Genomic DNA, 25,380 nt, shown 5'->3' with positions numbered 1-25,380 from the left:
CGCCACAGCGGCAATTTCCCCAAAGTATGTAGGAGGTGCTCGACGTGGCGCACGAAGTAGTCGACCGCATCGAGGAGTTCGGGCCGGAACTGGCCGGACTCGCCGAGGAGAACGAGAAGCTCGGCAAGCTGAGCGACAGGAGCGTCGAGCTGCTCAAGTCGGCCGGCGTGATCCGCCTCCTGCAGCCCAAGGAGTACGGCGGCTACACCGCGCATCCGCGGGACTTCGCGGAAGCGGTGATGGCGGTCGCCCGCTATGACGGGGCAGCCGGTTGGGTGTGCGGTGTGGTCGGCGTCCACCCGTGGGAGCTGGCTCAGATGGATCCCCGTCTGGCACAGGAGGTTTGGGGCACGAACCCGGACGCCTGGATCGCCTCGCCCTATATGCCGAACGGTATCGCGGATCCGGTAGCGGGTGGATACAAGCTGAGCGGGCGTTGGCCGTTCTCGTCGGGATCGGACCACTGCGAGTGGAACTTCCTCGGCGCGCTGCTCGGCGACGGCAAGGGTAAGCCCGCGCAGCCGATCAACGTGCTGCACGTGGTGCTGCCGCGGTCGGACGCGCCCGTTCTCGACGACACCTGGGACGTGATCGGCCTGTCGGGCACCGGCAGCAAGGATGTCGTCGTCAGCGAGGCGTTCCTTCCTGAGCATCGGGTGATCAACCAGTCCGATGTCCAGGCCGGGGCCGCCGCTGAACGCATCGGGCTCACCGAGACCCTGTACAAACTGCCCTTCGCGGCGATGTTCCCGCTCGGCATCACCGCGGCGGTCATCGGGATCTGCGAGGGTGCGCTGGCGCTGCACCTGAGCCAGCAGCGCGATCGGGTCGCCGTGACGGGCGTGCAGGTGAAGGACGATCCGTATGTTCTCTACGCCGCCGGTGAAGCGGCCTCGGAGATCAATGCGGCCCGGGTGCAGCTGATCGACGGCATCAGCCGGCTCTACGACAAGCTCGAGTCCGGTGCGCCCGCGAGCATCGAGGACCGGTCCAATGTCCGCCGCAATCAGGTTCGCTGTGCCTGGCGGGCGGTGTCGGCCCTGGACGAGATCTTCGCGCGCTCGGGCGGCAACGCGATCCGGCGGGACAACCCGCTGCAGCGGATGTGGCGGGACGCGCACGCGGGACTCTCGCACATGATCCACGTTCCCGGCGTCGCCTATCACGCGAATGCCTTGGCCGCCATGGGCCTGGAGTTGCCGCCGCCGATGCAGGTCCTGATCTAGGAGGTGGGTCGGATGGGCGACATCCGTTCGTCGGAGAATGGGGACGGTGGGGCTGCGCAGGATGCGATCACCGGGCGTCGGTTCCGCGATGTGCTCGGCCACTTTCCTACGAGCGTGGTCGCGATCACCACCATGCAGGACGATCGAGAACCGCACGGCATGGTCGTCGGCACCTTCACCTCGGTCTCCCTCGAACCGCCGCTCGTGTCCTTCCTGGCGGACCGCTCGTCCAGCACCCTGCAACGGATCCGAGCCGCCGAGCGCTTCTGTGCCAACGCGCTCGCCGGCGACCAGGAACACGTGTCGCGGCGGATGGCGACCAGGGGATCCGACCGGTTCGACGGCGTGACCTGGGAACCGTCGCCGCTGGGCAACCCACTGCTCGAAGGAATAGTCGCGTGGGTCGACTGCACGATCGAGCAAGCCGTGGAGATCGGTGACCACGTTCTGGTCATCGGGCGGGTGCACGATCTTCGCGCCGAGACCGTGAAGACCCCGCTGCTGTTCTTCCGCGGTGGGTACGGCGACTACCTTTCGACCGCGACCCTGTTGCTGGACCGGCTCGTCGGCTGGTAGCAACCTGGCGAACCCCCGGCCGAGCGCCGTGCGTCTCGGTCCGGGGGTACGTGATCGCGCGCGCTCGTCAGGGCGCACGATTAGTCGTATGGACGATGATGTGGCCGCGGCGGTTCGGGGGCTGCTGCCAGGATTGGCCGAACGGGCGCCGGGTGTCGATGTGGCCGGGGAAATATCGGGTTCGACGATGACCGAGCTGATCGACGTGGGCGTCTTCCGGATGTTGCAACCGAAGTGGTGCGGCGGGCTGGAGACCGATCCGATTCGGTTCTACGACGTCGTCCGGGCCATCGCGGGTGTCTGCGGCTCCACCGGGTGGGTGGCCTCGGTACTCGGAGTACACCCATGGCACGTGGCGCTTTTCGATGAGCGCGCACAACAGGATGTGTGGTCCGCTCGCGCCGACACGCTGATCTGTTCGTCGTACGCGCCGGTCGGAAGATTGGTTCCGGTCGAAGGCGGGTACGAGCTCAGCGGACACTGGCGCTCGGCTTCCGGATGCACGCATGCGTCGTGGGCGTTGCTCAGTGGCGTCGTCATGGCCGACCACGGACAGCCGGTGGAGATCGCCACCGCATTGGTGCCGCGTGCGGACTACCGCATCGAGAACGTCTGGGATGTCGTCGGTTTGCGTGGCACCGGCAGCGACGACCTGCATGCCGATCGGGTGTTCGTCCCGGAGTATCGGACATTGCGGAATTACGATGTCGCACTCCGGCGCGGACCGGGGCAGAAGCTGAACTCCGGCCCGCTCTATCGGTTGCCGTTCGGCACGATGTTCAGCTACGCGATGACCGCGCCGATCATCGGTCTGGCCGAAGGCTGCCTGGAGACGTTCTTGGCGCGCATGCGTGATCGCAACCGGCTCAGTTTCGGTGGGGGCAGTCTCACCTCCGACCAGTTCACCCAGGTCGCGGCCGCCCGCGCCGCGTCGGAGGTGGACGCGGCCGCCTTGCAGCTGGTTCGCAACATCCGCGACCTGTACGAATGTGCGCGTCGGCGCGAGGACATCCCGATGGAGCTGCGGTTGCGTGCCCGTCGGGATCAGGTGTGCGGCACGGAGCGTTCGGTGCGGGCGATCGATCTGGTTTTCGCGGCCGCGGGCGGGATGGCGCGGCGCAGTGGCGACCCGATCGAGCGGGCCTGGCGTGACGCCCATACCGGCAGTGCGCACGCGGCAAACGATGTCGAATCCTCGTTGGCATTGGTCGGCAGGGGGGCGTTCGGGTTGTACGTCGACGACACGTTGGTCTGACTCGGTTCGGACGAGTCCGGAAACCATCTGTTGATTGTACTGACCGATTGTTCTAATATTCGCTTGTGCTGCACGGCACAACCGAGGCAATCGGGAGTCACAGATGAGTTTTGCGGAGCCCCCGGCTCGGGTGCTGGTGGTGGGCGCCTCGGCGTCCGGTCTGTCCACGGTCGAGGCCCTGCGACGCAAGAAGTACGCGGGCACGATCACGGTGCTCGGCGATGAACCGCACGCGCCCTATGACCGCCCGCCGCTGTCCAAGCAGGTGCTCTCCGGTGCGTGGGAGCCGGAAAAGGCCACGCTGCGCACGCAGGAGACGCTGGTGGCGCTGGATGCCGAGTTCGTGCTGGGCGACCCGGCGATCGCGCTGGCTGCCGCGACCCGGACCGTGCGCACCGAATCCGGCCGTGAGCTGCGGGCGGACGCGATCGTGATCGCCACCGGCGTGCGGGCGCGGCGGTGGCCCGGGCAAGCGGACCTGGCCGGGGTGCACGTGCTGCGCGCGCTCGACGATGCGCTGGCTCTGCGAGCCGATCTGCTGCGCTGTTCGCGGCTGGTCGTCGTCGGCGAGGGCGTGCTCGGTGCCGAGATCGCGGCCACCGCGCGCACGCTCGGCCTGGACGTGACCATGACCGGCCCGCAGCCGGCGCCGATGGCCCTACAGGTCGGCGCGCTGGTATCGAATCAGCTGGCGCAACTACACACCGAGCGCGGGGTGCGGTTGCGTCTCGGCACCGGCGTCCGGAACCTGGTCGGCGCGGACGGTCGGGTGACCGGTGTGGAACTGGGCACGGGCGAGGTGCTACCCGCCGATGTGGTGGTGGTCGCGATCGGCGCGATACCGGCCACCGGATGGTTGGAAGGCAGTGGACTGCTCCTCGACAACGGTGTGGTGTGCGATTCCCGGTGCCGCGCGGCCGAGGGCATCTACGCGGTCGGTGATGTGGCCCGATGGCAGCACGAGCATTTCGGCGGGCTCATCCGCCTGGAGAACCGGACGAACGCCACCGAGCAGTCCGCGGCCGTCGCCGCGGTGCTCCTCGGCGAAGACCAGCCGTACGCTCCGGTGCCGTATTTCTGGACCGATCAGTTCGGCGCGAAGCTCATGGTGCACGGCGTGATCCGCACCGATGCCGAGGTCGACATCGTCGAGGGTGACGTGGCGGATCGGCGCTTCGTCGCGCGCTATCGCAGCGACGGTGTCGTCACCGGAGTCCTCGGCTGGAATATGCCCAAACAGGTTCGCCTGCACCGGCAACAAGTCGTCGATGGGCTCACAGCCCCGAGCGCCATCCACTGAACGATCAGGAGATCCCATGAAGGTTGTCGTCGATGAAGAAAAGTGCGTGGCGGCCGGTCAGTGCGTCGCCGCGTCGATGGAGGTGTTCGACCAGCGTGACGAAGACGGCATCGTCGTGTTGCTGAACGAATACCCGTCCGCGGAACTGGCCGACGACGTCCGCAACGCGGCGGCCGTATGCCCGGCGATGGCGATTCGTATCGAGGAATGAGCGTGCGGTCATCCGCATCGCGAGCAAATTTCGACTAGAGGAAAGCCGACCATGACGGACTCTGTGGCCACCGCGGCCGACCACAACCTGGACATCCCCGAATATCCGACTCCCCGGGACGGCAAGTGCCCGTTCCTCCCATCGCCCGAGCTGCGTGAACTGCACACCGCAGGAAAGGCGGTGTCGCGCGTGCGGACCTGGGATGGCAACACCCCGTGGCTCATCGCGACGCATGCCGCTCAGCGTGAGATCATGGGCGACCCGCGGGTGAGCTCGAATGACCACCTGCCCGGGTTTCCGTATATGACCCGCGCCATCGCCGAGACGATCCATGACCGGCCGAAGACGATCTTCGATACCGACGGCGCAGAGCACGCGGCATTGCGCCGACTGCTGACGAGTTCGTTCACCCGCGGCCGGATGGAGAAGCTGCGCCCGTCGATCCAGCAGCTCACCGACGAGCTCATCGATAAGATGCTGGCGGGGCCGAACCCGGCCGACCTGATGGAAGCGTTGGCGGTGCCGCTGCCGTCGCTGATGATCTGCGAACTGCTCGGCGTGCCGTATGAGGATCACGAGTTCTTCGAAACCCACGCCAAGATCGCCGTCAATTCGGAATCATCGCCGGAGGACAACGGCGCGGCGAGTGCGGCGCTCGGCGGCTACATCGCCAAACTGATCCAAGCCAAGATGGACGCGCCCGAGGAGGATTTGCTCTCGGACCTGGGCGCGCGCGTCAAGGCGGGTGACGTGGACATGCCCGGGGCCATCATGCTGGGCATCATCATGCTCATCGCCGGTCACGACACCAGCGCGAACATGATCACGATGGCGACCGCGCTGCTACTGCAGAATCCGGAGCAGCTCGCCATCCTGCGCGAAACCGAGGACCGGAAGGTGATCGCCGCCGCGGTCGAGGAATTGCTGCGCTACCTGACCGTCCCGCATCTGCTGCAACGGCGCATCGCCATCGAAGATATCGAGATCGCGGGTCAGACCATCGGCGCGGGGGAGGGCATCATCTCCGCGCTGCCCGCGGCGAACTTCGATCCGGTGGCCTTCCCCGAACCCGAGAAGCTCGATCTCACGCGGGATGCGCGCCATCACCACGCGTTCGGCTGGGGTCCGCACCAGTGCATCGGTCAGCAACTCGCGCGTATCGAGCTCGAGGTGGTGTACGGCACGCTGTTCCGCCGCATCCCGACGCTGCGCCTGGCAACCGAATTCGACCAGCTCAGGTTCAAGAAAGATTCGCTCGCCTACGGCATCTACGAGCTTCCGATCGCCTGGTAGACGACGGCGGCCGCGGCGCACTTCGGCAGGTCGAAGAACGTCGCGGCCAGATCGGTATTGATAAAGGACATCATGGCAACCGAAGTCACCCTGCCCGCTCTCGGTGAGAGTGTCACCGAGGGCACCGTCACCCAGTGGCTCAAATCCGTCGGCGACACCGTCGAGGTCGACGAGCCGCTGCTCGAAGTCTCCACCGACAAAGTCGACACCGAGGTCCCGTCGCCGGTGGCCGGGGTGCTACTGGAGATCAAGGTGGCTCAGGACGAGACGGCGGCGGTGGGTGCCGCGCTCGCGATCATCGGTGCGCCGATCGAGACGTCTCCACCGTCGAGTGGCGTGCCCGCGGCGGAGCCGATAACAGCTCGGATGGCTGCGCGGCCGCCCGAGCCGGAACCGGTTGCGCCGGAGCCTGATTCGGCTCCGGCGTGGACGCCGGTCGGGCCCACCGCGGCGGCGCGCATATTCGCGACGCCGCTCGCTCGCCAGCTCGCCGTGGAGCACGGGGTCGATTTGGCCGGCGTGCGCACCAGTGTGAGTGAGCGAATCCACAAGCGGCACATAGTCGATGCGGCCGCCGCGCAGGCCACCGCCGCGGTGCCGACCGCACCGGCCGTCCAAGCCGCCGCGCCCACGCCCGCCGCGCCGCCCGGCAAGACCGTGCTGTCCCGGTTGCTCGGCAAGACCGAGAAGTTGTCCCGCCTGCGACGCACGATTGCCGCACGGATGGTCGAGTCGCTGCGGGTCTCGGCGCAGCTGACCACGGTAGTCGAGGTCGATGTCACCGAGATCGCCCGGCTGCGCGCCCGCAACAAAGATGCGTTCTACGCGCGCGAGGGCATCAAACTGACGTTCCTGCCGTTCTTCGCCAAGGCCGCGATCGAGGCGTTGAAGGCGTATCCGCAGCTCAACTCCTCACTCGACGCCGACACTGTGACGTATCACGCCGCCGCGCACCTGGGTGTCGCGGTCGACACCGACCGGGGGCTCATCGTCCCGGTCATCCAGGACGCCGGGGATCTATCGATCGCCGGACTGGCCCGCAAAATCGCCGATGTCGCGGATCGCACTCGCACGAACAAGATCTCGCCCGATGAGCTCTCCGGCGCGACGTTCACACTGACGAATACGGGCAGCGTCGGCGCACTGTTCGACACCCCGATCATCAACCAGCCCCAGGTAGCCATCCTCGGTACCGGGGCCGTAGTCAAGCGCGCCGTCGTCGTCACCGATGCCATCGGCAGCGACAGCATCGCGGTCCGATCCATGGTCTACCTTGCACTGACCTACGACCACCGGATCGTCGACGGCGCCGATGCGGCCCGCTTCCTCGTCCACATCAAGCGACGTCTCGAGGGCGCGGCCTTCGAGGACGAATTCGGCTGATCCCGGTCGGCGCTCCGGACCACGGGTCGCCATCTCGCCTCAGCGTCTACGGTCTAATAAAGTAGACTCTTTAGCGGGCTCGGACCTGCCCTCGACCCGGTTCGTGAATCGGGTCGAGGGCAGGAGAGTAGCGCCCGATCGCTAGAGTGCCGCGAGCCCGGCGTCAGCGACGGTCTGGTCTTGTGCACCCGATCCACCGCTGACACCGAGGCCGCCGCCGACTACACCATCACGTGCCAGTGCAGACATATGGGCCTTTTCTCCCTTTACTTTTCGATCGTGCGGGTGGTCCGGTTGGATCCAGGTTGTATCAAGCGGTTACGTAGCCATTGGGATTGAGTACGTACTTGATGGCTGCGCCGGCGTCGAATTCCGCATAGCCGCCCGGTGCGCCCTCCAGTGGTATGGCCTTGGCGTTGACCGCTCTGGAGATCTGTACCTTGTCGTGCAGAATTGCTTGCATGAGTTGCCGGTTGTACTTCATGACCGGGCATTGGCCAGTGGTGAAGGACAGCGATTTTGCCCAGCCGGTACCGAAACTCAGTGACAGCGAACCGATCTTCGCCGCCTCGTCGACGGCCCCCGGATCCCCGGTCACATACAGACCCGGGATGCCTATGGCACCGCCGGCGGCAGTGATGTCCATCAGGGAGTTGAGCACAGTCGCGGGCGCTTCTTCGGCATGAGAGCCGTGCCCTTGGCTGCGCGCTTCGAATCCGACAGCGTCGACAGCGGCGTCCACCTCGGGTACGCCGAGTAGCTGCTCGAGCTGGTCTTCGATTCGTCCGGCGCCCACGTTGATGGTTTCGCAACCGAAGCTGCGCGCCTGTGCGAGCCGATCGTCGTTGAGATCGCCGACGATGACGACTGCGGCGCCGAGCAATTGTGCTCCTGCGGCCGCGGCTAGACCTACCGGACCAGCGCCGGCGATGTACACCGTCGAGCCGACTGTGACACCCGCCGTCACCGCGCCGTGGAAGCCGGTGGGAAAGATGTCCGATAGCATCGTCAGGTCCAGGATCTTCTCCAGGGCCTGCTCGCGATCCGGGAATACCAAGGCGTTCCAGTCGGCGTATGGCACCAGGACGTACTCGGCCTGGCCGCCTACCCAGCCGCCCATATCGACGTAGCCATAGGCACTGCCTGGGCGGTCGGGGTTCACGTTCAGGCAGATCCCCGTTTTGCCCTCTTTGCAGTTGCGGCAGCGGCCACACGAGATATTGAAAGGGACAGAGACGATGTCGCCTACCTTGACGAACTCGACGTCCGGGCCGGCCTCCACCACCTCTCCTGTGATCTCATGGCCCAGCACCAGATCAATCGGTGCGGTGGTGCGTCCGCGCACCATGTGCTGGTCGGAACCACAAATATTGGTGGTCACTGTCTTGAGAATGACGGCGTGCGGTAATTTCCGCCCGATATTCGCCGGGTTTACGCCCGGGCCGTCATGTAATTCGAAAGTCGGATAGTCGATGTCGATTACTTCCACGACACCGGGGCCCTTGTAGGCAACAGCTCTATTTCCTGGCACGTCGAATCCTCTTTCAGTACTGGTCGTTCGGTGGTGCCTCTACCTGGTTCCCCTGAATCCTGACCGACCCCTTCCGGTAGTGGGATCAGTATTCGGCACGGTCGGGACTACCCCGATGGGTAGTCGGAGAGCTTCGGTACCCCTTATAGAGTGGAACCGTGTCGCGATCGAAAAGTGCTAGCGCTGCCAAAACCATCGGCGTGCGGTCGGTCAGGCCGCTGCACGATCTCGGCGACGCGGCGGTATTGCGTGGACTGGTCACAGTACTGACGTCGCCGCTGACCGACATAGTGAAGCAGTTTTCGACCTTCCTGGCGACGCACGTCCCGCATACCGCCATGGTGATCCATACTGCCGATGATGTCGGCCACCCGCTGAAACTGCATGGGTCGCAGTCCGTTATCTCTTGTCTGGTCCTGTCCGAACTCGACGTGATCAGAAGCAGGTTGGTTCCGGGTGGCATCAGACGTGACGTAATCCCGGTGGGCGGACGGGTTCGTCCGGTACTGGCGGCGCTGGCCGAGACCGGCGCATTGCTGTTGGTGGTGTCTCCGGGGGCGCAGCAGTTCGACGAACACGTTCTCTACTTGTGGCAGATCCTCGCTCTTCGTATCCAGCAGGACGCAAGCGAGGCCTCACCGAGTTATCTACGCGGCTCGCGGGCCGCGTCGCGGGTGCGGGGCGAGGCCATCGCCGAATTGGCGGATATCCAGTCGACTACCTTGGAATCGCTACTGGCGGTGCTACGTTCGGACGGCCTCGACGATCGGGTGGCCCGACAGAGTGCAACCAACATGGCCGCCGAAGCGATGGTGAATCTGCGAACCGCGACCGATCGGCAGCGCAAATTCGCTGAAGAACCGGTGACTACCGCGTTCGAACGGTTGCGTGATGACTTGCGACCACTGGTGCGCCATCGCAACGTCGATGTGCAGTTCGTCGAACCGCCGATAGATGGGCGCGCCTTGCCGAGCGAGGTCGCCCATGGCGCCCGTGCGATTGTGCGAGGCGCGATTTCGACCGCGGTAGATCAGCAAGGGGTCACCCGGGTACGGGTGCAATGGGACTGCGATGGCAAGAACTTGCTTATCAACATCCGTGACGACGGCCCCGGCGATCTCACAACCGAAGGCAGTCGGATCCAACCGTTGCGGCAGCGCGTACTTGCCCTCAACGGCGAGCTGAGGCTCCAGGCGGTCGCGGGCTGGGGGTCGGAGATCTCGGTGGTCATGCCGCTGGATCCGCCACCGGTGCGCGGCGAGGACTCCCTGCTCTGGGCACTGGGCCCACGCGAACTCGAAGTGCTCGAACACCTCGCCACCGGTCTGCGCAATCGAGCGATCGCGAATCACCTCGGTATCAGCGAGAACACGGTGAAGTTCCACGTCTCGAAGATTTTTCGAAAGCTCGGAGTCAACTCTCGGGCCGAGGCGACAGCTCTGATGCTCGAAGCCCGAGTACCACTGAAATCAGTTGTCCCGCCGCGTCTTCGGTGAGATTCAAAGTGTGCTCAGGTGCGATCGATCCGTTCCGCGATCTGGGCCGTCTGACGCAGCAGCAGATCCAAGACCAAAGACGCAGCTGACGGTGCCCGCGAGCGGGTTCGGATTTTCAGAGTTCGAGATACTTCGCGATGTCGTCGTAGTTTGCCTGCCATAATGTCCCACCTTGCTTGGAGGCGTTGTGGAACGAGCGGAACCCGAGGATGTTCTGGATCTTCGGAGGCAGCGTCTTCACAAGGTCCAGCGGAACGAGAAAGGCATGAGCCTCTTCGCTTGTGAGCCATCCGATGGTGAAGGACCACGCCATGGCTCGGCGGTAGTTGTCCGTGGTCTTGTTCTCTCCGCCGCCGTGTGCGACCTTGCCATCGATCAGCAGGACGTCACCCTTGTTGAGGAGGGCGGGGATGGTGTTCTCCGGTGTGCCACGATCTTCGTAGTCGTCCCAGTGACTGCTTCCGGGAATGACCCGGGTCGCGCCGTTGTCCTCGGTGAAATCGGATAGGGCAGTGAGAAAGTTGATCGTAACGTTGTATCCGCTGGGTCCGAGGTCACGGAAGATGGGCCAGTTCTCGAGGTCCCGGTGCAGTGGCTGGGGCTTGTTTCCCGGGCCGATCTCGATGACCTGAGCCGCGGTCATCTGATAGCTGTCGGCGACGGGGAGAAGGAACTCGTCGGAGATGGCCAGTATTCGGGGATCCTGGATCATCTCTTCACGGAACGTCGATGAGTGTGTCACCACGTTGGTGAGGCGCTTGGTGTTGGCGCCGTGGAATCCTTCGAAGAGATCGACCTTGTCCGGGGAGCCGGCTTCCAGATCGGTCATGAACGGGTCGATCTCGTCGTTGAACCGTCGCACCTGATCAACCGTGAAGAAGTTGCTGAGGATTACTCCACCGTCACGTTCGACGATCGATTTGATCTCAGCAGGGCTGGTGTCAGCGGGAACTCGCTGAATCGTTGCAGTCGGTGTGGACGTCGTCGTGTCGGTCATCGGAGACTCCAAGGTCGGCGGATCTGTAACGGGATGTCGAAGGTGGGCCTGTCAAGCACGGCAATGTCTGATCAAAGGACCAGATCATATGACCAACTTATTACTTGCAGAGAAGCCGAGTCAAGGGCGAATGTGAACTGTTTCGAAGTCCGAGCTGCGCAGCGCACCTTTGCACGCGACGGCGCTGATCGGGAAATCCGCCCATCGTCCGCACGCTGGCGGCTGCGTCGACGACAGCAGACGAAGGATGTGGTTGCGACGAAGGCGAGGTCCCGACTAGGAGGATCTGACCACGACTTTGCCGAGTTTGTCTCCGCTGAAAAGGGATTGGAACGCGGGAACAGATGTGGAGACGGTCATGAGGTGTGCTTCGAATCCGATCGTGCTGCGGAGCAATTGATCTCGGCGGCGTGGTCGGCCCATCGAGTGTGCGCGGTCCGGTTGGTCATCCCGTTGTCCCGGTCAGGTCGTCGTGACCTGACCGGGACAACAGGAGTGGGAGGCGAGATAGTTGTCAGGCGACTTCCTGGCGACCGATCCGTGCGTAGGTGTCCGGGCGCTGCTTCCGGAGCACGAGTGCGTAGCCGATGCCTAGGAGGAGTGCGGCGATGAAGACCGCGATCAACAGGTTTGCGGCAGTTTGTGATCCACCGACGAGGAAAGCGGCGTTCTTGGTGGCGAGGACGAGTGCGACCGCGAATCCGACGCCGCTGAGCAGGGGCGCGACGGTGGTCTTCCAGGCGCCGATACCGTGGTCCGCATGCTTGCGGAAGTACAGGGGAATCGAGACGCTGGTGAGCAGGAGCAGGACGATCAACGCGTAGAGGGCGATTCCTGCCAGTTTGGCGTAGAGCGCGTTACCGTCCGCGCCGATGACCAGTACGGCGATCAGGAACACGACTGCGATCACGCTGGTTGCGAATGACGCGATGTGCGGAGACCCGTGCGTCGGGTGCACCGCGGCAAGCTTGCGGGGGAACACTCGATCCCGGCCCATCGAGAAGAGGTAGCGGGCGATGATGTTGTGCATGGCCAGTACCGCGGCGAAGATGCTGGTACACAGGAGCACCTGGGTGATGTCGAGTGCGGTCTTACCGAGGTAGTGGTCGATCGACGAGAGCACGGAGCCGACTGGATCGGTCGCGGTCGCGTCGACAACCGAGCTGGGACCGATTCCGATGATGATTGCGAACGACGTTACCGAATACAGGACCGCGACGACGGCGATGACGATGTAGGTGGCGCGGGGAATGGTCTTTTCGGGGTTCCGTGCTTCTTCGCGGAAGATAGCTGTTGCTTCGAATCCGGAGAACATTCCGATGCAGTAGAGCACAGCCAGACCGACCGAACCACCGAGAATGTAGTGCAGTTGCAAGGGAGCGGAGGTGTAGCCTTCGCTACCACCTTGTGCGAAGACGACGGCGTTGTAGAGGACGATGATAACGACTTCGAGACACATTGCGACAGTGAGGATCCGCGCGGACAGGGTGATTCTGAAGAACCCGAGAACGCCCACTACTGCGATCAGGATCACGTTATAGATCCACCAGTCGATGAGCGGACCCTTGAAGACTTGTTGTACGAGGCTGCTGATGGAGTTGGCGGCGTAGATCAAGCTCGACACGTACAGAAACACGTAGCAAATCAGAGCCAGAAACGCTGCTCCGAGGCCCATTGGTCGCCCCAGTCCGGCGGTGATGTAGGCGTAGAAGGCGCCCGGATTGGGTAGGTGCCTGCTCATGGCCGTGAAGCCAACTGCGAATACGAGCACGACCAGCCCTGCGGCCAGCAACGTGAGCGGGGCGCCGAGTCCGTTGGCGTAGCCGATGATGACAGTGAGGTAGCCGGCGAAGACGGCGAGCGGTGCGTTGAAGGCGAGGACCGTGAAGACGATGTCGAAGGTGGTCATCGCCCCCTTCAGTTCGCCGGAGTTCGAGTTGTCGGCGGCACCGGCGGTGGGAATATCCGGTCGTACCTGGGGTGTCGAGGTCATTGCAGTGTCCTTGCGTGAAGGTCTGAGTGGGCTGGGATTCAAGCGAGTGGCGTTGGATATTCGGGAGTTGCCTCGCCGGTGGGAGTCGCGATCAGCGTTCTGCCTGGGCTGTCAGGATTTGTGCGGACAGTGCCCCCTGACCGTGTCCGGCGGCGTACGCCCGCTCCAGGTTGTCGATTGCTGCGCTCAGCAGGTGGGCCCGTTCGCCGGAGCCGACCATGGATTTGTTGATGGTGCGCAACGCCACGAGATACGTCTCGAGAGTTGCCTGGTCGGTGGTGTGAGAACGCGCCTGAACGTCGTCGATCGCAACATGGAGTTCCTGGGAGAGGAGATCGAGCCAGTACGGCAAGGTCCGTTTGATCTCGTCGAGATCGACGCCGGCCGAACGGGCGTAGGACAATCCCTCGAGAAAAGCCCCGATGGAAACGGTGTGGAAGGTGGCAGTCATGGCGGCGTCGATGACGTTCGCAGCGGAAGGCTCCGACCCGACGAAGGTCGCCGCACCGGCCAATGCGGTCAGCAGTGTCTTGTATCGAGTCCATGCCGGGAGACTGCCAGCGTAGTAGAACAGTGTGGACGGTTTGCCGATCTGACCCGGATAGGCGGCGATGATGCCGTCGAGATACGTGCCGCCCACGTCGTCGACCCAGGCGCCGAATGCGCTCGCCTCGGCCGCCGAACCTGTCACCAGATTGATAATTGTCTTGCCGCGCAGCAACTCCGAGGACTCGTCGAGAATTTGGCGGGCTGCTGCGTAGTCCAGCACCATCAAGATGACCACATCGCTGACTCGGACGGCGTCGGCCGCGGTGTCGGCGATCTGAGCCCCGAGATCGCGCAACGATTCGCACCGGCCGGCGGTGCGATTCCATACCGCTACCGGGTAGCGATTGTTCAGCAAGGCTCGCGCGACGGCGCTGCCCATCAGGCCGGTACCGATGACTGCGACGTGTGAGGGCCGGTTCGGCGTGATGTCGGCGGGAGGTTCCGCAAGGGGCATGATCGGCTCTTTCGTGGTCGGTACGTCGTCGATCCGGTGGCCGCTCGTCCTGGTACTCGTTCGTGGGAGCGGTCGGGAAGCGCTGAGGCGGTCGGAAGACTTAGTCATTTGAACGGAAGTAGTGACAGTGTTGCCTCGACACGGTGTGACGTCAAGCACTGAAACGTAGTCTTTACACGCGTGAGTGATAAAACGTCGAGCTCTCGGTGCATCTGGACACGCTTGGCGTGGGCGCCGTGATCTCGACGTAGCGGGCGTTCCCCCCGATGTCGCCTGTCGCTCCTCTGTTGCGCGCCGCGACATCGCCATGCATTGATCCTGATCAATTGGTCAACACCGACTATCAGGCTGAGCTCGACTGGGCCGCCCCTGTCGACGGACCGGTCAGCAACCTGACCGCAATCGTGGGGCCGCTGCTGGTGTCAGACATCGGCTGCGGCGGAACGGTCAGTTTCGGAAGGCACGAAGGTCATGGCCCGACGAGGTAAGCAGGGATACTGTGGCTTATGCCCGCTGGGTAGTTTGTGAGTAGCCGATGGTCCAGATCGATCCGTTCGAGACGCAACGTGACGGTGGTGTTGACGTCGTCACGGAGCTGAACGCTGCCGGTTTCGCCGACGCCGAGGAGATCGGACGGGGCGGTTTCGGGCAGGTGTATCGGTGTACCCAACTCGCCGTGGACCGCACGGTTGCAGTGAAGGTCCTGACCGGCGAGCTCGATGAAAACCGGGGGCGTTTCCTTCGCGAACAGCGGGCAATGGGGCGGCTGACCGGGCATCCGAATATCGTCGATGTCCTCGAAGTCGGTGAGACCGCAACCGGTCACCCGTACCTGGTGATGCCATACCAAGCCCGCGGCTCCCTCGATGCGCGTATCCGCCGCGACGGCCCCTTGCCACTGCCCCAAGTTCTGCATCTGGGGGTGAAGATCGCTGGCGCGCTGGAAACGGCGCACCGCGCTGACGTTCTGCACCGCGACATCAAGCCAGGAAATATCCTGCTCACCGATTACGACGAACCCGCAATGACAGACTTTGGGATCGCCCACATCGCCGGTGGCTTCGAGACATCGACCGGCACGATCACCGGTTCGCCGGCATTCACCGCACCCGAGGTGCTGAATGGGGCCGCCTCGAGCCGAGCCTCCGATGTCTACGGACTGGGAGCCACGCTGTTCTGCGCCCTGACCGGGCACGCGGCCTTCGAGCGCCGCAGCGGCGAACAAGTTGTCGCACAGTTCCTGCGGATGACCGAGCAACCTGTCCCGAACCTACGGGAGCAGGGAATCCCGGAGGACGTGTGCGCGGTAATCGAGACGGCGATGTCGCGCGAACCGTCCAACCGTCCCACCGCTGAGATGGTGGGTGAGCAACTGCGACAGGTGGAGCGTCATCATGGTTACGCGGTCGACGAGATGGCAATGCGGACCGAACCGGGAGCCGAATATGCGCCGGTCCTGCCGTCTGTGACTGCAGCGGGGCAGGCTGTCGGGAACCTGCCGCTCGAGCTGACCAGTTTTGTCGATCGGCGCGTTCAGGTGGCCGAGGTCAAGGCCTTGCTGGCAGGGTCACGTCTGGTGACCTTGACCGGGATTGGTGGCGTCGGCAAGTCCCGACTCGCGCTGCGAGTCGCCCGCACGGTCAAGCGTGACTTCACCGACGGCGTGTGGCTGGTCGAGTTGGGTGATTTGCGCGATACGACTTTATTGGCCGACGTGGTAGCCGTCGCACTCGGTCTACGAAACCGGGGTGCCGGACCGACGCTGGAGGTCCTCGTCGGATACCTGTCCGCGCGCGATCTGCTGCTGGTGCTGGACAACTGCGAGCATATGATCGAGGCGACCACGCAACTGGCCGAGTCGCTACTGCGGGCGTGCCCGCAGGTGCGGATTCTGGCGACCAGCCGCGAGGCGCTGATCGGCGGCGGCGAGTCGGTGTTCACAGTGCCCCCACTGGGAACTTCCGATCCAACGAGCAAGCTGGCCCCGCGGGCGGCTCGCGACGACGCGGTGACCTTGTTCGTCGAACGAGCGACCACGGCCGTGCCGGGCTTCGAAGTAACCGATCACAACGTAGACAATGTCACCCGGATTTGCGCCCGGCTGGACGGATTACCGCTGGCGATCGAACTTGCCGCAGCCCGACTACGGACAATGTCACCCGAACAGATCCTGTCCCGGCTCGACGACCGATTCGCCTTACTGACACGCGGGAGCCGAAGTGCCCCGAAACGGCAGCAAACCCTGCAATGGTGTATCGGCTGGAGCTATGACCTGTGCACCACGGTCGAGCAGCGATTGTGGAACCAGCTCTCGGTATTCGCCAGCGGGTTCGAGCTCGACGCCGCCGAACAGGTATGCGGCACCGGGCTGAACGAGGCAGGATTGCTCGATGCCTTGTCCGCGCTAGTCGACAAGTCGATCCTGATCCGCGAAGACACTGACGGCACCGTACGCTTCCGTATGCTCGAGACTCTTCAGGAGTTCGGTAGGCAAAAAGCCGAGGATGACGATGAATATCCGGAATTGGCTCGGCGGCATCGGGATTGGTGCCAACGGATGGCATTGCAAGCAGAGAAAGAATCGATCGGCCCACACCAGCTGCAGTGGATCGCCCGCCTGGAACGAGAATTGCCGAACCTGAGGAAAGCGCTGGACTTCAGGCTGTCCGAGGCGGACGAGAGCGCATTGCGAATCACTGCTGCCCTTTACTTGTTCTGGACCCTGCGCGGACGGCTCAGCGAGGGAGGCCGATGGCTCGAACGCGCACTCACCCACACCACAAGCAGCCAGAGCGCCAACCGGGCCAAAGCACTCTGCGTAGCCGGTGAGATGGCAGCGATGCAGGGTGATTTGTCAGCCACCACCGACTATGTGGCGCAACTGCAGGCCTTGGCCGGGCAGACAGCGGACCCCAGGGTCAGAGCATTCCTTGCGCAAGCCGAGGGTACAGAGGCCGTAACCACGGCGGACGGTGATCTGGCCCGCGCCGGCAACAACCTAGCCGAGGCGGCCGGAGTATTCGAAGCATGTGGCGACGTCATATTCCAGCTGGATGCCCTGGTCTTGCTCGCTTGGGCTTATGCGCTAGGAGGGGATGCTGCGCAGGCTCTCGTGTGCATCAAGAAGGCGGTTGCCATTACCGAATCTTCCGGAGAAACCTTGCTTCGGTCGTATGCGATGTGGGCAATGGGATTCGCGGAGTGGCGAGTGGGGCAGCCCGACCGTGCCATGCAGTCATTGAAGGAGGGTATCCGGTTGTCCAGCCGGGTTGCAGACCCGCTCGTAACCGCGGCATGTTCGGAGACGCTGGCCTGGCTCGCAGACGAGCAGAACGATGCTCGGCGCGCAGCTGTCTTGATGGGTGCCGCCGACTCGCTCGGCAATATTGCCGGCAGCTCCGCCTTCATGTTTCGCAAACTGCTTACCTATCGTGAGGAGTGTGCCCGGAACTGCTACAAAGCGCTCGGAAAACGAGTGTTCGACGCGGCCCGTCAGGAGGGTGCCTCGATGAGTCTTGATGCTACGGTGGGCTTCGCTCTCGGCGATGAATCGGTAGCCCCGCGGGCTGGTCGTCCGGCTGGGAATTTGACCAAGCGTGAGCGTCAGGTCGCTGATCTCGTTGCTCTAGGTCTGACCAACAATGGGATCGCCGCCCGGCTGGTGATTTCGCCACGCACCGCAGAGGGGCACGTCGAACATATCCTGGCCAAGCTGGGATTCACCTCGCGCGCACAAATCGCGGCGTGGGCCGCCACGAAATCCGGACACTGATACTGTCGGCGACTTTGCCACGCATCAGGTCGGAGTGGTTACGGGTCGAGGAACAATCGCTCGTTCGGTAGGCGGGCTTCCGGCAGGCATTCGTCTCTACTATGAAAAATGAATTCAATTGCGCACCATCGCTTTCGCTGCCAATCGCAGATCAAGTTGTACGCCGCAGTTGCAGTGGCTGATAGTCGAAGGCGGCGACGATATCGGAACCGATCGGGTCTCGCCGGTATCGGCCCCCGCGCGGCTCACCGACTTTGCCGGACTGGCACCGGCGTTCATCGATGTCGGTGAACTCGACATATTTCGAGACGAATGCCTTCAGTACGCGCGCCACCTCGGACTGGCAGGTGTCTCCACCGAACTTCATATTCGATCCGGTGATTCACACGACTTCGACGTCCTGGGGGTCGGCGACCTGTCCGCGCGTTCACACGCGGATCGTCACCGCATCATCAAATCCCTGTATGCATGGCGGGCCGCTAACCACTCCTGGTGGCGGAGCAGCCGACGAGGCCGACGACAGCCGCAGCTGCCGAGCGAAGAAGCCCGAGGCGCCCCCGTAGTCCCACTAGACTTGGTCAGTTGAACGAGACTGTGCGGTCGTTGCCCGTTCGTACGTGTGACGCGCCACGCATGCGAACGGAAGATTTGCCCCGGAGGACGTGCCGCTGGCAGGCGATGACCTCCGGGCCTTCGGTTCTGCTATCTTTAGAGCATCGAAGCTAGAGTGTTCTAGTCTTATGACTAAGACAGAATGGGGAGTCTCTCATGGCGCGGGTGCCCGCAGAGCAACGGCGGCAGGACTTCATCGAGGCAGCGGTGCGTGTGATCGCCGAGCAGGGCATGGATAGGGCCACGACCCGTAAAATTGCCGAGGCGGCGGAGGCTCCTCTCGCCACGCTGCACTACTGCTTCCATACCAAAGAGCAACTATTCTTCGCGGTGTTCGAACATATGTCCGCGGACATACTGAAAGGCCAGGCCGAGGCCATCAAGGGCCACGGGGATTTGGCCGTCACCGCCGCCCGCATTGTCCGGGCGACTATGGAGTGGTCGACGCGTCATCCCAACTATGCGCGGGTGCAGTTCGACCTCTTATTGTGGGGTCTTCGGCGCGACGGCAAGGATGTGGAGTGGGCAAACCGGGTATACGCCCACTTCATCGAGGGGTACTTGCGCATACTGCGGGCATCGGTGGGAGTCAACGACGACCCGTCCATGGTCGAGCCGCTGGCACGCGTGGTGCTGAGCATCATCGACGGCCTTACGCTGCAGTGGGTCAGCGACCCGAACGACGCACGACTTCAAGGTGACGTCGAGCTCGCGTGCGCCATGATCTCGACCTATGTGAGTGCTTCTCGGGGAGCCGCCCAATCGGTTGCCGCGCAGGTGCGTTCTGCCGTGAGCTAAGGCTTGCGGTCTTTGGGGCGATAGGGGAGCGCCCCGGCGTGATGCTCACCAGGATCTCTTGGTCGCGTCGCCCGATCGAGTTCCGGATTTCGGTCTGAATCGGAATGATGATTACTTTCGCGCTCATATTCGAGCGCCCAGTGTGCGTAGTCCTTTACCGAGACTGCACGATGTCGCCACCGCTCGTTCAACGGCGACAAACTGAATGGTATTCAGACCATTGGCGCGGCTGCGCGTAGGTCACAAGGCGTCGGCGCGCTGGTGCACTCCAGGGCGCTCGTTCCGGCGAGCCGCAACGAGCTGCGGCGGCGAGATCGACCTTTCGTCTGCGCAGCCGTGTGCCTCGAGCTTCGGACACCCTGCACACCCTTCTGAAGATCGCCGACATGCCCGTCTACTTGAAAAATCCGCGCCAGCGATTGACATCCAGAGGTTCGACCCGCACGATGATCATATGATCCAGTCAAACGCTCAGGATTGATCTAGCGCCTGTGATGCGGCCGGCCTGGAAACAGTACGAGGAGATGATCGTCATGACCGAAGTAGACCAGTCCGTCCTCGGTGTCGTCATCGAGGACGATGCGACACCGTTCGTGCGCGCAGTGGCACGCGCGATTCGATCGGCTCTCCGGCAGGGCACACAGATACCGGCCGGACCGCCCAAGGGCGAACGGACCGTGGTGATTTCGGCAAAGGGAGACCCTCAGACAGCGACCTGCGTTCTGGCGGACGGCCGTATCGAGATCAGTCACGGCGCCGCTATTGCGGCCACGGCCACAGCCATGGTCGACGTCTACGATCTGGCCGTCGATGTCGAGGCATCCACCGGTGACGAACAACTCATCAACGACATTGCCGCATTGGTGAATCCGACGTCGTCGATGGATTGGAAGACCGCTGCGCACGAATTCTGGTCTCGCACAGCCGAATCGCCCGGAATGCCGCACGAGCTGATCCTCGAATCCATCGCGACCAACGAGCGTCTGGTGCTGGGTTCGGGCCTCCCGACGTACCGACTGGTGGCCACCGAGGACGATCTGTCCCGCTTGTGCACGGGCACTGTCGGACTGCTCGAAGCATTGGGCGCCGGCGCCGTCGCTATTCAGGGAACACTTCCGCAGTTGTCGGTCATGACCGGCGCTTTCAACAAGATGAGGTTCGATGTCTGACTTCGTCGCCGCCTGGCTGGCCGACCACAACATCCGCGAAGTCCGGGTCGAGGGAACCAACCTCGAAGGCTCCTTCATCGGCAAGTTCGTCTCACCCGCGAAATTCCTGTCCGGCTTGACGTCCGGGTTCGCATTTGCCGATGTCGCGTTCGGTTTGGACATGTCCAACAACCCCCAATTCGGATTTGCCATGCCCGACTGGCGCGGGGACCTCCTCGACATCTACCTGCACGTCGACACCGACACACTGATCGAGTGGTCACCGGGGCGTGCATCGGTCATCGGTGATTTCCGTAAACCCACCGGAGAATCCATCTCGGCCTGTCCGCGAGCGGCGTTGCGCCGCATGACTCAGGACCTCAGCGGCCTCGGCTACGACGTGAAATCCGCCGTAGAGATCGAAGCCACCCTGTTCGAAGAATCGATTCACGAGGCCCGGGCCAAAGGTTACCGTGATCTCACTCCCCTCGGCGGCACGGCAGGGTCGTGCTACCACCTGGCCAAGTCGCAGGACTGGAGTGATTACATGCGCGCGGTAATCGACCGGCTCGACGCCGTGGGAATTCCGTGGGAGGCCTACAACGACGAAGCGGCTGCCGGGCAAATCGAGTTCAACATAGCGCCCTCGGACCCGGTTTCGACTGCCGACTACTGGGCGCGGACCCGGCAGATCATGCGCGAAACCGCATTCGCCATGGGCCGAAGCGTGACGTTCATGGCGAAGTACTCGAACGAATACGGGCAGGCATCGCATCTCAACGTCTCGCTCGAGCGCGACGGTCACAACGCCTTCTATGCGGAGAACGGTCCGTCGCCGGTGATGGACGAGTTCATCGGGGGAGTCATGGCCACCCTCGTGCCCGCGACATCGTTCGCATTGCCGATGATCACCTCGTATCGACGTCTCGTCGATCTCGACGGTCCACCCACTACCGCGACGTGGGGCATCGCCAACAAGACCGCCGCGGTCCGCGCGGTCGTCGGCCACCAGAAGCAGGCACGCATCGAATACCGCACCCCTGGCGCAGATTCGAACGTCTACCTCGTTCTGGCCGTAATCCTTGCCGGGGGAATCGCCGGGATCAAGAACAAGATCGCCGCACCGGAGCCGTTCCGGGACATGGCTTGGTGCTTGCCCGATGGAGTAGAGCGGTTGCCCGACACCCTGAGCAAAGCGATTTCGGCACTGAAAAAGGACACCCTCCTCGCGGACGTTCTGGGCCAGGATCTCATCGATTACTGGATCGGTACCCGCGAGTGGGAATGGCTCCAATTCCACACCGGCGGCGGCGAACCCGACGTTGGCGTCACCCAATGGGAATCCGACCGCTACTTCGAGCTCCCATGAGCACGTCGATTCGCGCCGCCGTACTCAACCGGGCGCCCGGGCAACTCGACTTCGAGGACCTCGAACTCGACGGCCCGGGCCCGGACGAGGTCCTCGTCGGAATCGTCAATGCCGGCCTCTGCCACTCCGACCTGCACGAGATCGACGGCACATTCGAGACCGAGCCGCCGATCCTGCTCGGACACGAAGCGGCCGGAATCGTCGAAATGGTCGGTGACAACGTCCGCGACATCAAGGTCGGCGATCACGTCGTGAGCTGTCTGTCCGTGTTCTGTGGGCAATGCCGATACTGCACGAGCGGGCATCTTTCGCTGTGCGTAAACCGCCACGAACTTTCGCATTCGCGTCCTCGCCCTCGTCTGCTCAACAGCGCCGGTCACCCGGTCCGCCCGACAGCAGGAATCGGGGCCTTCGCCGAGGCAATGACCGTGCACCGCAACGCAGTAGCTGTCATCCCCGAAGACGTTCCCTTCGCCACCGCCAGCATTCTCGGTTGCGCCGTCACCACAGGGCTGGGCGCGGTCTTCCGCTCGGCACGCGTACAGCCCGGCTCGACAGTCGCTGTGATCGGCACCGGTGGAGTGGGGATGATGGCGATTCAGGGCGCGCGGATCGCCGGAGCCAGCAAGGTCATCGCGATCGATGTCGTTCCCGCCAAACTCGCCGCTGCGTTGCGATTCGGGGCCACCGACGTCGTCGACGCCCGCGACGGTGACCCGGTCGCCCATGTGCGGGACCTCACCGCTGCAGGAGTGGATTTCAGCTTCGAGGCCGTCGGTCGCGCAGCGACTGCAGCGCAGGCGTTTTCGATGCTCGCCCCGGCCGGGGTGGCGACGGTGATCGGGATGATCCCCGATGCCACGCCGATCGAAATCCGTGGCTCCGAGCTTTTTCTGCAAGAGAAGAAGTTGCAAGGCTCCTTCATGGGCTCCAACCAGTTCAAGGTCGACATCCCTCGGTACGTCGATCTGTATCGGCAAGGACGCCTGATGCTCGACGAAATGATCAGCGAACAACTGGATCTGACCGACATCAACAAGGGCTTCGACATCCTGAAGGCCGGCGCGGCAGCACGAGTCGTTGTTGCGATGGGGAGGACACGATGAGACCACTGGTAGGAATCACCGGTCGACGCCTGCAGGCATCGGTGATAGGTCATATGGACAGCCGCTATGCGGAACGCGATATCGACTTCTTTTTCACCGACTACGCGAGCAAAGTGGCTGCGGCCGGCGGCATTCCGATTCTGCTTCCGTACGAGGCCGGTTGCGAGGATACCGTCGAACGCATCGACGCCCTGGTCATTACCGGCGGCCAGGACGTTCATCCGGCCATGTGGGGCGGTTCGGTCGAAGACACGAGCGTTCCCGCCGACTCGTCGCGATCGAGCGGCTTCGCACTCGATCCGGATCGTGACGTCTACGAATCGGTACTGCTGAGAGCCGCGATCGAACGCTCCATCCCGGTGTTGGGTATCTGCCGCGGACATCAACTGCTCAACGCCGCTCGGGGTGGCACTCTCATTCCCGACCTCCCTCCCACCGCCGTCGAGCACTACCCCTCCGATTCGGCCCCGACCGACGGCCGGCCCGAGCACACGGTCACCTTCGAGCCAGGCAGCCTCGCTCATTCGCTGTACGGGCCCACGCGGATCGTGAACTCGTGGCATCACCAGGCGGTCGACCGATGCGGTGACGGACTTATCGTGACCGGGTCCGCCTCAGATGGAGTCGTGGAAGCGATCGAGATCCCCGGTCACCCGGTCCTCGGGGTGCAGTGGCATCCCGAGTGGCAGGTCACGCCGGACCCGGCATTCCACTGGCTCGTCGCCACCGCACAACACCGCCTGCCGGTGGCATCGGCGTAATCCGGTCATCTACTCAGCTTTCGCACCGATTGGATAATTCGATGAAACTGACACGACTCGACGACTGGCTCAAGCTGCGCGCGGACATCAGTCTTCCCACCGGAATGTGGATCGACGGCCGTTCCGCCGCGGCAGAGGACGGCGCGACCACGCCGTTGATTTCGCCCCGTGACGGAGAAATCCTGACCCATCTCCCCGCGGCCGGCGCGCAGGATGTGGCTCGTGCGGTGCGCTCGGCCAAGGCGGCCTTCGACAGCGGCGTATGGTCGCGCATCTCCCCCCGCGAACGCGGCGAGACGCTCATTCGGTGGGCAGACCTGCTCGAAGCGCACCGCGACGAGATGGCGCTGCTGATCGCCCTGGAAATGGGAAAGCCTGTCACCATCGCGTGGAACGTCGAACTGAAGACCACGATCGGTCTCATTCGGTGGTACGGCGAACTGGCCGACAAGCTCATGGACGAATCACCACGCGGCAAGAACGACGCCCTCGCCCTGGTGACGCGCGAGCCGATGGGCGTGGTCGCTGCCATCACACCATGGAACTTCCCGATGACACTGTCGACGTTCAAAATGCCGGCCGCTCTCGTCGCCGGAAACACCGTCGTCCTCAAGCCGGCAAGCCAATCACCCCTCTCGGTGCTGCGTGCGGCGGAACTCGCCAGCGAGGCGGGGCTTCCTGATGGTGTGTTGCAGGTCGTCACCGGCAGCGGACCCGTCACCGGTGCCGCCCTGGCCTCCGACAACGATGTAGCCACACTGACTTTCACTGGTTCGACGGACGTAGGAAAGCAACTGCTGCACTATTCAGCGGACTCCAACGCCAAACCGGTATGGCTCGAACTCGGCGGCAAGTCCCCGAACATCATCTTCCCGGACGCCCCCAGCATCGAGGAGGCCATCGACGTTGCCGGTTGGGCGATTTCGTTCAACTCGGGTCAGATGTGCACCGCGGGTTCGCGTTTGCTCGTGCACCGCGACATCCACGACCAGGTAGTCGAGGGCGTCACCAACTACCTGGCCGGACTGCGGATCGGTGATCCGCTCGACCCGGACACCGAGATGGGCCCGCTCGCATCGCAACGCCATCGCAACGACGTGTTGGCCGAGATCAGCAAAGGCATGCAGACTCGGGCCCAACTCGTCCTGGGTTCCGATCAACCTCTCGACAGGCCGGGCTGGTTCGTCGAACCGGCAGTGTTCACCGGAGTCGATCCCGACGACCGCTTGGCACAGCACGAAATCTTCGGTCCCGTCATGTCGGTACTGACATTCGAGAACGATGACGAGGCAATCCGCATCGCCAACAACTCCGATTACGGGTTGGGGTCCGCGGTGTGGACCTCGAATCTTTCGCGTGCGGCACAGGTCTCACGCCGACTCGATGCCGGGTTGGTGTGGGTCAACTGCTTCGAGGAGGGCGACTACTCGGTTCCCTTTGGCGGCCGCAAGCTGTCGGGTCACGGCGGCGACAAGAGCGTCCACGGCCTCGAGAAGTTCACTACGACGAAAACTACGTGGATGGCGGTCTGACGAATCGTCGCGATGCGG

The 25,380-nt window shown here is 63.5% G+C and carries 20 protein-coding genes and 2 pseudogenes; 18 read left to right on the top strand and 4 right to left on the bottom strand.

Going from position 1 to position 25,380, the window contains the following annotated elements:
• Positions 1 to 44 precede the first annotated feature (44 nt).
• The 7 genes from OG874_RS15060 to sucB all read left to right on the top strand — a co-directional run bounded on the left by OG874_RS15060 (position 45) and on the right by sucB (position 7,244).
• Positions 45 to 1,226 carry a hydroxylase gene (locus OG874_RS15060; protein WP_330255764.1) on the top strand — a complete coding sequence of 394 codons (1,182 nt, stop codon included), beginning with the start codon at positions 45 to 47 and terminating at the stop codon, positions 1,224 to 1,226.
• Between the two features lie 12 nt (positions 1,227 to 1,238).
• On the top strand, positions 1,239 to 1,802 hold the full coding sequence (locus tag OG874_RS15055; RefSeq protein ID WP_330255763.1) for a flavin reductase family protein: 564 nt from the start codon (positions 1,239 to 1,241) through the stop codon (positions 1,800 to 1,802).
• An 88-nt stretch (positions 1,803 to 1,890) separates the two neighbouring features.
• Positions 1,891 to 3,057, top strand: coding sequence for a 3-hydroxy-9,10-secoandrosta-1,3,5(10)-triene-9,17-dione monooxygenase oxygenase subunit (gene hsaA / locus OG874_RS15050; RefSeq protein ID WP_330255762.1), 1,167 nt, complete (start codon positions 1,891 to 1,893; stop codon positions 3,055 to 3,057).
• 103 nt (positions 3,058 to 3,160) lie between these two features.
• The gene (locus tag OG874_RS15045; RefSeq protein WP_330255761.1) at positions 3,161 to 4,357 is read left to right on the top strand and encodes an NAD(P)/FAD-dependent oxidoreductase; all 1,197 of its coding nucleotides are present in this window, start codon (positions 3,161 to 3,163) and stop codon (positions 4,355 to 4,357) included.
• A gap of 16 nt (positions 4,358 to 4,373) precedes the next feature.
• Positions 4,374 to 4,568: a ferredoxin gene (locus tag OG874_RS15040; RefSeq protein WP_330255760.1), complete on the top strand. Its 195-nt coding sequence runs from the start codon at positions 4,374 to 4,376 to the stop codon at positions 4,566 to 4,568.
• 51 nt (positions 4,569 to 4,619) lie between these two features.
• Positions 4,620 to 5,861: a cytochrome P450 gene (locus OG874_RS15035; RefSeq protein ID WP_330255759.1), complete on the top strand. Its 1,242-nt coding sequence runs from the start codon at positions 4,620 to 4,622 to the stop codon at positions 5,859 to 5,861.
• Positions 5,862 to 5,933: 72 nt separating this feature from the next.
• Complete coding sequence (gene sucB / locus OG874_RS15030) at positions 5,934 to 7,244, top strand: 2-oxoglutarate dehydrogenase, E2 component, dihydrolipoamide succinyltransferase (RefSeq protein ID WP_330255758.1); 1,311 nt, start codon at positions 5,934 to 5,936, stop codon at positions 7,242 to 7,244.
• A 310-nt stretch (positions 7,245 to 7,554) separates the two neighbouring features.
• On the opposite strand, the gene fdhA is transcribed toward sucB, so the two are convergent.
• On the bottom strand, positions 7,555 to 8,775 hold the full coding sequence (gene fdhA, locus OG874_RS15025) for a formaldehyde dehydrogenase, glutathione-independent (protein ID WP_330255757.1): 1,221 nt from the start codon (positions 8,773 to 8,775) through the stop codon (positions 7,555 to 7,557).
• Between the two features lie 158 nt (positions 8,776 to 8,933).
• Here fdhA and OG874_RS15020 point away from each other — a divergent pair, with 158 nt between their 5' ends.
• On the top strand, positions 8,934 to 10,271 hold the full coding sequence (locus OG874_RS15020) for a helix-turn-helix transcriptional regulator (protein ID WP_330255756.1): 1,338 nt from the start codon (positions 8,934 to 8,936) through the stop codon (positions 10,269 to 10,271).
• Positions 10,272 to 10,386: 115 nt separating this feature from the next.
• Here the strand turns inward: OG874_RS15020 and OG874_RS15015 are convergent, their stop codons facing one another.
• The 3 genes from OG874_RS15015 to OG874_RS15005 form a co-directional block, all read right to left on the bottom strand.
• Positions 10,387 to 11,268 carry a phytanoyl-CoA dioxygenase family protein gene (locus OG874_RS15015; RefSeq protein ID WP_330255755.1) on the bottom strand — a complete coding sequence of 294 codons (882 nt, stop codon included), beginning with the start codon at positions 11,266 to 11,268 and terminating at the stop codon, positions 10,387 to 10,389.
• 514 nt (positions 11,269 to 11,782) lie between these two features.
• A complete protein-coding gene (locus tag OG874_RS15010; protein ID WP_330255754.1) occupies positions 11,783 to 13,261 on the bottom strand; it encodes an APC family permease in 1,479 nt (492 codons plus the stop codon).
• A 91-nt stretch (positions 13,262 to 13,352) separates the two neighbouring features.
• A complete protein-coding gene (locus tag OG874_RS15005; protein WP_330255753.1) occupies positions 13,353 to 14,264 on the bottom strand; it encodes an NAD(P)-dependent oxidoreductase in 912 nt (303 codons plus the stop codon).
• A gap of 535 nt (positions 14,265 to 14,799) precedes the next feature.
• On the opposite strand from OG874_RS15005, the pseudogene OG874_RS44720 reads away from it, so the two are divergent.
• From OG874_RS44720 to OG874_RS14960, 10 genes and pseudogenes are all read left to right on the top strand, one after another.
• Positions 14,800 to 15,576: pseudogene (locus OG874_RS44720) on the top strand (serine/threonine-protein kinase); the annotation flags it as partial.
• 9 nt (positions 15,577 to 15,585) lie between these two features.
• Positions 15,586 to 18,036: an ATP-binding protein gene (locus OG874_RS15000; protein WP_442943404.1), complete on the top strand. Its 2,451-nt coding sequence runs from the start codon at positions 15,586 to 15,588 to the stop codon at positions 18,034 to 18,036.
• Positions 18,037 to 18,154: 118 nt separating this feature from the next.
• Positions 18,155 to 18,622, top strand: a complete 468-nt coding sequence (locus OG874_RS44715; RefSeq protein WP_442943344.1) for an alpha/beta hydrolase fold domain-containing protein — start codon at positions 18,155 to 18,157, stop codon at positions 18,620 to 18,622.
• A gap of 182 nt (positions 18,623 to 18,804) precedes the next feature.
• Positions 18,805 to 19,446: a TetR/AcrR family transcriptional regulator gene (locus OG874_RS14990; protein WP_330255750.1), complete on the top strand. Its 642-nt coding sequence runs from the start codon at positions 18,805 to 18,807 to the stop codon at positions 19,444 to 19,446.
• 533 nt (positions 19,447 to 19,979) lie between these two features.
• On the top strand, positions 19,980 to 20,615 hold the full coding sequence (locus tag OG874_RS14985) for a hypothetical protein (protein WP_330255749.1): 636 nt from the start codon (positions 19,980 to 19,982) through the stop codon (positions 20,613 to 20,615).
• Complete coding sequence (locus tag OG874_RS14980) at positions 20,608 to 21,963, top strand: glutamine synthetase family protein (RefSeq protein ID WP_330255748.1); 1,356 nt, start codon at positions 20,608 to 20,610, stop codon at positions 21,961 to 21,963. The genes OG874_RS14985 and OG874_RS14980 overlap by 8 nt, the downstream gene beginning before the upstream one ends.
• Positions 21,879 to 22,361 (top strand): annotated as a pseudogene (locus OG874_RS14975) (alcohol dehydrogenase catalytic domain-containing protein); the annotation flags it as partial. The gene OG874_RS14980 and the pseudogene OG874_RS14975, both read left to right, overlap by 85 nt.
• 24 nt (positions 22,362 to 22,385) lie before the next feature.
• The gene (locus OG874_RS14970) at positions 22,386 to 23,069 is read left to right on the top strand and encodes a zinc-binding dehydrogenase (protein ID WP_330257296.1); all 684 of its coding nucleotides are present in this window, start codon (positions 22,386 to 22,388) and stop codon (positions 23,067 to 23,069) included.
• Positions 23,066 to 23,830 carry a gamma-glutamyl-gamma-aminobutyrate hydrolase family protein gene (locus OG874_RS14965; protein ID WP_330255747.1) on the top strand — a complete coding sequence of 255 codons (765 nt, stop codon included), beginning with the start codon at positions 23,066 to 23,068 and terminating at the stop codon, positions 23,828 to 23,830. The genes OG874_RS14970 and OG874_RS14965 overlap by 4 nt, the downstream gene beginning before the upstream one ends.
• Before the next feature lie 41 nt (positions 23,831 to 23,871).
• A complete protein-coding gene (locus OG874_RS14960) occupies positions 23,872 to 25,362 on the top strand; it encodes an aldehyde dehydrogenase family protein (RefSeq protein ID WP_330255746.1) in 1,491 nt (496 codons plus the stop codon).
• Positions 25,363 to 25,380 lie beyond the last annotated feature (18 nt).

The sequence above is a fragment of the Nocardia sp. NBC_00565 genome, assembly GCF_036345915.1.
In the GTDB taxonomy this organism is placed as follows: Bacteria; Actinomycetota; Actinomycetes; order Mycobacteriales; family Mycobacteriaceae; genus Nocardia.
Note: the sequence above shows the minus strand (reverse complement) of the source record. Positions and strands in the feature narration are given on the sequence as shown.

Bases quoted from the DNA above. Each gene is read 5' to 3' on its own strand.
- OG874_RS15045 (WP_330255761.1), top strand. From the start codon at position 3,161: ATGAGTTTTGCGGAGCCCCCGGCTCGGGTGCTGGTGGTGGGCGCCTCG.
- OG874_RS15005 (WP_330255753.1), bottom strand. From the start codon at position 14,264: ATGCCCCTTGCGGAACCTCCCGCCGACATCACGCCGAACCGGCCCTCA.
- OG874_RS15055 (WP_330255763.1), top strand. From the start codon at position 1,239: ATGGGCGACATCCGTTCGTCGGAGAATGGGGACGGTGGGGCTGCGCAG.
- OG874_RS14980 (WP_330255748.1), top strand. From the start codon at position 20,608: ATGTCTGACTTCGTCGCCGCCTGGCTGGCCGACCACAACATCCGCGAA.
- OG874_RS15040 (WP_330255760.1), top strand. From the start codon at position 4,374: ATGAAGGTTGTCGTCGATGAAGAAAAGTGCGTGGCGGCCGGTCAGTGC.
- hsaA (WP_330255762.1), top strand. From the start codon at position 1,891: ATGGACGATGATGTGGCCGCGGCGGTTCGGGGGCTGCTGCCAGGATTG.
- OG874_RS15035 (WP_330255759.1), top strand. From the start codon at position 4,620: ATGACGGACTCTGTGGCCACCGCGGCCGACCACAACCTGGACATCCCC.
- OG874_RS14970 (WP_330257296.1), top strand. From the start codon at position 22,386: ATGACCGTGCACCGCAACGCAGTAGCTGTCATCCCCGAAGACGTTCCC.
- OG874_RS15000 (WP_442943404.1), top strand. From the start codon at position 15,586: ATGTCGCGCGAACCGTCCAACCGTCCCACCGCTGAGATGGTGGGTGAG.
- OG874_RS15015 (WP_330255755.1), bottom strand. From the start codon at position 11,268: ATGACCGACACGACGACGTCCACACCGACTGCAACGATTCAGCGAGTT.
- OG874_RS14985 (WP_330255749.1), top strand. From the start codon at position 19,980: ATGACCGAAGTAGACCAGTCCGTCCTCGGTGTCGTCATCGAGGACGAT.
- OG874_RS15010 (WP_330255754.1), bottom strand. From the start codon at position 13,261: ATGACCTCGACACCCCAGGTACGACCGGATATTCCCACCGCCGGTGCC.
- sucB (WP_330255758.1), top strand. From the start codon at position 5,934: ATGGCAACCGAAGTCACCCTGCCCGCTCTCGGTGAGAGTGTCACCGAG.
- OG874_RS14960 (WP_330255746.1), top strand. From the start codon at position 23,872: ATGAAACTGACACGACTCGACGACTGGCTCAAGCTGCGCGCGGACATC.
- OG874_RS14990 (WP_330255750.1), top strand. From the start codon at position 18,805: ATGGCGCGGGTGCCCGCAGAGCAACGGCGGCAGGACTTCATCGAGGCA.
- OG874_RS14965 (WP_330255747.1), top strand. From the start codon at position 23,066: ATGAGACCACTGGTAGGAATCACCGGTCGACGCCTGCAGGCATCGGTG.